Origin of the sequence: Bartonella rattaustraliani AUST/NH4, from assembly GCF_000312565.1 — a bacterium.
Taxonomy (GTDB): Bacteria; Pseudomonadota; Alphaproteobacteria; order Rhizobiales; family Rhizobiaceae; genus Bartonella; species Bartonella rattaustraliani.
Genome location: NZ_CALW02000011.1, coordinates 21,470 through 27,614 on the forward strand (window position 1 = coordinate 21,470; position 6,145 = coordinate 27,614).

The following is a 6,145-nucleotide window of genomic DNA, read 5'->3' on the forward strand; positions in this document are numbered from 1 at the left end:
AATTGATCATGGCAAGTTTACAAAGTAGCATTGATGTGGAATTGCAAGTTCCCCTTGTTTATAAGGATGGTGATGGCAAGGAAGTCTGTCGGCAAAAATTGACCTTTTATCGCCCAACCTTCAAGCAAGCACGACAATTAGCGGTGTTGATTGGACCACAGCTAGCAAAGCTTGTACTCCCATGCTTAGATGAGAATAACACAACATTGAACAATGATGTTGTTGTTCTTAAAGTTTGTGAGGCTTTGCTCACCCATGAGGCTATGGAAGGAATAGCCGTGCTTTTAGCCGATATGTCGCATGAAACGGTTGAATTGATTAATCGTCTTGATGTTCTCGATATTGTGGCGGTGTTTAAGGTTTTTTTCTCTTTTTTTACGCAACGCCAATCCTCTCAGCTGGACAATTTGGGGCAGAATTAGCTCTTTATTACCATTGGTCTCCTTCAGAGATTGATCAGATGGATTGGCTTGATGTGATTGCTTATCGCGAAGAATTGGCGCGCCTTAAAGCCCAAGAATATGAAAGCCAAATGTTAGGATAAGAGACAGCCATGGATGTTTCCCTTGTTGTGCGTTTTGTGAATCATCTGCAAGAGGGGATCGCCTCAGCCAAGCGAGACCTGAAAGCTTTTAGTGCTGATGTTGCGCATTTCCAACACCAAACACGCAAGCATTTTAAAGGGTGGTTTGAGCTTGAGCATCTAAAGGACGCTACAGCCGATGCAGAAAATGCTTTTAACCATGCGCGTGGTCGCATGGTTGGTGCTCTTGCTCAAACAGCAACCTTGATTGCTCCTCTTTATAAAGCCATGCAATTTGACCAATCGATGAAGGGTTTGGAAAAGGTTCTCGATGCCCCCCTTGATCGCTTAAAAGAATTGCGCCGTTTTGCTTTGGAAACCTCCACAAAAATTCCTCTAGCAGCTCGTGAAGTCTTAGAATTGATGACCAGTGCCAGCCAAGCAGGCATTGGTGAGAAAGATCTCGAGGCTTTTAGCATTTACGCTGCCAAAGCAGCGGTTGCTTTTGATATGACGGGGGATCAGATTGGGGAACGCTTTGCCAAATTGCGCAATGTCTTTAAGCTTAATCAAGCAGGGATTGAAGATTTAGGCGATGCCATCAACCATCTCTCCAACCATATGGCAGCCAAGGCGAGTGAGGTTTCTGATTTTACCAATCGTGCCACCGGAGCTGCCACCATGTTTAAGCTGACAGCGCGTGAAACCGCAGCCTTTGGTACAGCGATGATTTCAGCAGGGATTATCCCAGAGAGTGCAGCACGTGGTTTTAATACGATGAGCGCCCGTATTCAGGCAGGGGGTAAACATATTGAAGATGCTTTTACCAATATTGGGCTTTCCCGCCAACAATTTATGGAAGATTTGGAGAAGGATGCCACCGGTACCTTGGTGCGCTTTTTTCATGTGTTGGGCAAATCGGAAGAGGGGATGCGTTCTCTGATTGCCATTGCGGGGCGGGATTTTATCGGCGATTTTGCCAAATTGGTGGGCAACCCCGAATTGTTAGGGCAAGCTTTAGATTATGTCAAAGATCCACAAGTCTTTAAAGGCTCGGTAGAACAAGAGGCAGATAAACAAGCAACCGGTGCCATGCGGCAATTTGAACTCTTACAAAATCGCATTGTGGCTTTGGGTATCACCATTGGTGAAGTCTTGTTGCCCCCTGTGAACAGTCTCATGGACAGTGTTGGGGGCTTTGTTAATGGGCTTATGGCATGGGCGAATGCGCACCCAACTTTAACGGCTGTCATCATCAAAACCATTGCCGCCCTAATGGCTTTTAATATTGCGCTGCGTGTCTTGCGTTTTACTTTTGCAGGAACACGCCTCGGGATTCTTCAATTGATCACTTCTTTTATCAAGATGGGGGCTGTGAGCCGCACATTGCAAGCAAGTTGGCGTTCACTCATCGCGTCAGGGCGCTCGCTGGGTTTAATGGCAGCAAGCTTTGGTGGGAATGGGCTGCGTCTTCTTCGCCCCATGACTTTACTGGTGGCGGCGTTTCGCGGCGTTATGATCTCAGGAAGTGCATTTGCTGCCTCTTTTGGTTGGATCGGGACAGTCATCGAAGTGATTGGGGCGAGTATTGCCGCTGTTGTGGGGGCTGTTTTTACCCCGATCGGAGCGGTCATTGCCGCTGTTGTTGCTGTCATCCTTGCTGCTGGTTTTGCTTTGTGGAAATACTGGGACCGTTTCTCTTCTTTTGTTAAAGGCTTTGCACGGGGAATAATACGGGCTTTTGGGCATGCCTTTGAAGCCGTCATGCGCTTTTTTGGTGCCGATACCACCACCATCACCAAGTGGAAAAACATTATCGCCAATGCCTTTGACTTCTCTCAAGCTTGGCAAAAGTTTAAACAAGGACTTTCCTCTGTTTCCCAAAGCTTTGCTGGTTTGTGGGAGGGTTTTAAGCAAAGCCTCTGCAACTTCTGGGGATGGTTGGGGCACTTTTTTGCCCGCGAAAAGCTTTCTGAGGATGCCAAAGCCAGTATGGAACAAGCGGGGGAAGATTTAGCGGGTTGGATTGTTGATGGCTTTATGTCGTCCATCTCACAATTGACAGATTTTTGTAAATCCTTGCCCAGCCGCATAAAGGGGTGGATTGGTTCCATTGATGTAAGAGACTATTTGCCAAGTTTTTTGGGAGGCAAAAGCTCCATTCAACCCATAGCACAGTTTGCGGGGGCTCCTTCTGTCAATTCACCAAGCAGCGAGCAAAGAGACAAAGACCGTTCCACCATCACGCATAATCAAAATGTCACAGTGCATGTCAATGGAGCACGCGATCCCGTTGCCACGGGTCGTGCGGTTGCTCATGCTCTACAACGCACCCGCGCCAATGCGTTGCATGGGGGAACAGAGTGATACGGGCTACAGAATAAGGGAAAAGACGACGTGCTGGAAGGAATACAATGAGGGGAGGGATGAAGTGCTAGCGAGGGCGCAATGGTAGGAGAGATGCAATGATAGGTTTCGAAAGAGATGATGTGCTGGAAGGGATACAATCAATGAGAGGGAGCCTATGAGAGATCCTTTGTTGATGTTAGGTCCACATCTTTTTTATGTGGACTGGCTGAATTTCCAATCCTTTGAGGAAGAGTTTTCCGCCTCATGGGTTTCTATGCAGCGTTTTGGCAGGTCTCCCGGTTTGCAATTTACCGGCTATGGCAATGATCCCAAAACCATTCACGGGGTGTTGTTTCCAGAAGAGTTTGGGGACCGTGCAGCTCTTGATGCCATTACCACCACCATCAAAAGAGCCAAGCCGGTTCAGATGATCCGTTGGATGAATAATGACAGCTATAGTGCTCTCATGCATGGATCCGTGGTGATCACCAGCATCACGAAAGACCACGATTATATCAGTCGTTCTGGTCAATCGGGGCGTATTCGCTATGCCATCAGTTTGTTCCCCTTTTTTGAAGGGGGCAAACCACAAGGTCAATATCAGGTGGGATATGATCAATATTCCCAAGGGGGAGAAACGCCATGAAGATCCCAGAAAAGCACCTTGTCGTCGCGTTAGAGGATATGAGTCTTGATCTGATCTGCTTTCAACATGCCATGGCAGTGTTAGGAGACAGGTTTCAAGTTGGAGCTCTCAAGGGCTACTGTGAGGCTACTTTGGAAGCCAATCCAGGGATTGCAGGCTATGGCGCTCTGTTGCCACGGGGCTTGAAAGTCATTCTGCCCGAATTTGTCAGCCAAGAGAAGAACAGTGTGGTGAAAAGGCTATGGGATTAAGACGTACACATCCCTTTATAGAAGTAAAAGTGGGGGAGAAATTTGTTCATGAGGTCTTTTATCAGCGTCTTTTAACGGCAACGATCACCGATCATGCAGGCAATGAAGCTGATAGCTTTGAAGCAGAGTTTGACGATAGTGGTCATGATTTAGAGATTCCTTCAAGCAACAGTGCACTCCAGGTTACCTTTGGCTATCAAAACAGCATCCATGCCTTTATGGGGCGTTTTGTTGTCGAGTCGGTGGTCAGTATTGGTGGGAGTGATGGAGAGATTTTACGCCTTTGTGGCAAAAGCGCTTCGATGCGCAAAGAACTTAAAGAACAGGCGAGTGAACATTTTGACCACAAAACCATTGCTGAGATTGTCGAGACACTCGCCAAACGCCATGGTTATCAAGCAAAGGTGAGCCCCCAGTTTAGCAAACAAGCTCTTCCTTATGTGGTGAGAACAGATCAATCGGCAGTTGATTTTTTAACGCGTCTTGCGGATCGTATGCAGGCACGTTTTTTGATCAAAGACCATAAGTTTTTATTTTTAAGCGGGGACAATTTACCTTCACTCACCCTTTATAAGTACGACTGCTCAAATTGGGAATTCACCTTAGAGCCGCGCACGCAATACGGCACCATTGAAGCTGTTTATTTTGATCGCGCACAAGGGCAGCAATGTCAGGTTAAACATCAGACAGGTTTTACGGGTCCCGTGCGCCGTCTGCGGACTTGCTACCCTTGCAAGAGGGAAGCACAAGCAGCAGCAGCTTCTGAGTCGGAGAGGCTTTGCCGTGCTGTGGGCAGTGGTTCTTTGACCCTTGAGGGACGCCCAGAAATCATGGCGGACCAACCGCTGCTCCTGCAAGGGTTCCGTGAAGAAATTAATGGACCATGGAAAGCTGCAACCGTCACACACCGCTATGAGAAACAAAGCGGATACACCACACAGATCACTCTCGAGGCTCCAGAGAAGGGAAAGGAAAGCAATACAGAAGAGAGGCTGGGCTGGTTACCCAGCCAACGGGGTTAAGTTTTGCGACACACCCGTCCGATGCACATTAACATAACATCGCAGCCACTTCTTATCACTTAAAAGCAATGAGAAGACGGCGAATATAGATGAAAGAGTATTAAGAAATTATGGATATACTTCATAAAGAAAAGTTAAAATCGGTTGATCCTATAGAACCAGCTGCTGCTTATATTGGTGGCAAAGCCAGGTTGGCGAAGACCCTTATCAAAATCATTGAAGGCATTCCTCATTGCACTTATGCAGAGCCTTTTGTTGGAATGGGTGGGGTGTTCTTTAGGAGAAAATTACTCCCCTCATGTGAAGTGATCAATGATCGTTCAGGTGATGTGGTGAATTTTTTTCGGGTGTTGCAACGGCATTATTACCCTTTCATGGATCTGTTGGAGTTCCAGGTGAGTAGCCGTGAGGCGTTTGAACGGTTACGCACCCAAGATCCCAAGAACCTGACAGATTTAGAGCGGGCATTGCGTTTTTTATATCTGCAGCGGTTGAGTTTTGGTGGCAAAGTGGCCAAACAGACGTTTGGAGTGAGTCCACACCGTGGTGCACGGTTTAATAGTCTCAAACTTGAAGCCTCCTTAAAGCTTATTTACCGTCGTTTGGCGGGTGTGACCATTGAACATTTGGATTGGTTTGAGTTTATCAAGCGCTATGATCGTCCTAACATCTTGTTTTACCTTGATCCGCCTTATTGGGGTGTTGAGGATTACTATGGCAAGGATTTGTTTAAGCGAGAGGATTATCAGAGGATGTCCACACTGCTTGCACAATTAAAGGGAAAGTTTCTTCTGTCTCTCAATGATGTGCCCGAGATCCGCAAAACCTTTAGCCCATTTAAGATAAAAGAGGTCACCACTTCTTATACATGCTCTTCAAATAATCCGACTCCGGCTCAAGAGCTCATCATCTCAAATTGTGATTTTTAGCAAAGGAGAGGAGAAAAGAGACATGGAAAAAGTAAACCGGCTAAAAACGGAAAATTCAAGAGACAGCTTGCTCTCTTCTATTCGCCAACTCCCGCATAATATTGAAGCCGAACAAGCATTGCTTGGAGCAATTCTTGTTAACAATGATGCCCTTGATCGTGTTGCAGATTTTTTGAAAGCAGAACATTTTTTTGAAACTCTTCATCAAAAGATTTTTGCTACAGTTTTGCATATGATCAAAAACGGCAAAGTTGCAACCCCTATTACCATTAAATCCTTTATTCCAGCTGAAGAAAAAATTGGTGATATTAGCGTCTTCCATTATGTTGTTCGTTTAGCCAAAGACGCGGTGACAATCATTAATGCTGAAGATTATGGACGGGTTATCTATGATCTTTTTATCCGACGCTCGTTGATACATCTTG

General features: G+C 46.3%; 7 protein-coding genes. All 7 read left to right on the top strand.

What is annotated here, in order from left to right:
* Nucleotides 1-8 precede the first annotated feature (8 nt).
* Complete coding sequence (locus BN67_RS02050; protein ID WP_019222501.1) at nt 9-422, top strand: hypothetical protein; 414 nt, start codon at nt 9-11, stop codon at nt 420-422.
* A gap of 131 nt (nt 423-553) precedes the next feature.
* Complete coding sequence (locus BN67_RS02060; protein WP_019222502.1) at nt 554-2,890, top strand: phage tail tape measure protein; 2,337 nt, start codon at nt 554-556, stop codon at nt 2,888-2,890.
* 157 nt (nt 2,891-3,047) lie between these two features.
* Nucleotides 3,048-3,518, top strand: a complete 471-nt coding sequence (locus BN67_RS02065; protein ID WP_019222503.1) for a phage tail protein — start codon at nt 3,048-3,050, stop codon at nt 3,516-3,518.
* Nucleotides 3,515-3,769 (top strand): tail protein X, encoded by a 255-nt coding sequence (locus BN67_RS02070; protein ID WP_019222504.1) that lies wholly within the window; start codon nt 3,515-3,517, stop codon nt 3,767-3,769. Before BN67_RS02065 ends, BN67_RS02070 begins: the two co-directional genes overlap by 4 nt.
* Nucleotides 3,760-4,791 carry a phage late control D family protein gene (locus BN67_RS02075; RefSeq protein ID WP_019222505.1) on the top strand — a complete coding sequence of 344 codons (1,032 nt, stop codon included), beginning with the start codon at nt 3,760-3,762 and terminating at the stop codon, nt 4,789-4,791. Before BN67_RS02070 ends, BN67_RS02075 begins: the two co-directional genes overlap by 10 nt.
* A gap of 110 nt (nt 4,792-4,901) precedes the next feature.
* The gene (locus BN67_RS02080) at nt 4,902-5,720 is read left to right on the top strand and encodes a DNA adenine methylase (protein WP_019222506.1); all 819 of its coding nucleotides are present in this window, start codon (nt 4,902-4,904) and stop codon (nt 5,718-5,720) included.
* 22 nt (nt 5,721-5,742) lie between these two features.
* A partial coding sequence (locus BN67_RS11345; RefSeq protein ID WP_033313067.1) for a DnaB-like helicase N-terminal domain-containing protein occupies nt 5,743-6,145 on the top strand: 403 nt, incomplete at its 3' end.

Excerpts from the sequence above, each read along its gene's own strand:
- BN67_RS02050 (WP_019222501.1), top strand. The coding sequence starts at position 9 with ATGGCAAGTTTACAAAGTAGCATTGATGTGGAATTGCAAGTTCCCCTT.
- BN67_RS02060 (WP_019222502.1), top strand. The coding sequence starts at position 554 with ATGGATGTTTCCCTTGTTGTGCGTTTTGTGAATCATCTGCAAGAGGGG.
- BN67_RS02065 (WP_019222503.1), top strand. The coding sequence starts at position 3,048 with ATGAGAGATCCTTTGTTGATGTTAGGTCCACATCTTTTTTATGTGGAC.
- BN67_RS02070 (WP_019222504.1), top strand. The coding sequence starts at position 3,515 with ATGAAGATCCCAGAAAAGCACCTTGTCGTCGCGTTAGAGGATATGAGT.
- BN67_RS02075 (WP_019222505.1), top strand. The coding sequence starts at position 3,760 with ATGGGATTAAGACGTACACATCCCTTTATAGAAGTAAAAGTGGGGGAG.
- BN67_RS02080 (WP_019222506.1), top strand. The coding sequence starts at position 4,902 with ATGGATATACTTCATAAAGAAAAGTTAAAATCGGTTGATCCTATAGAA.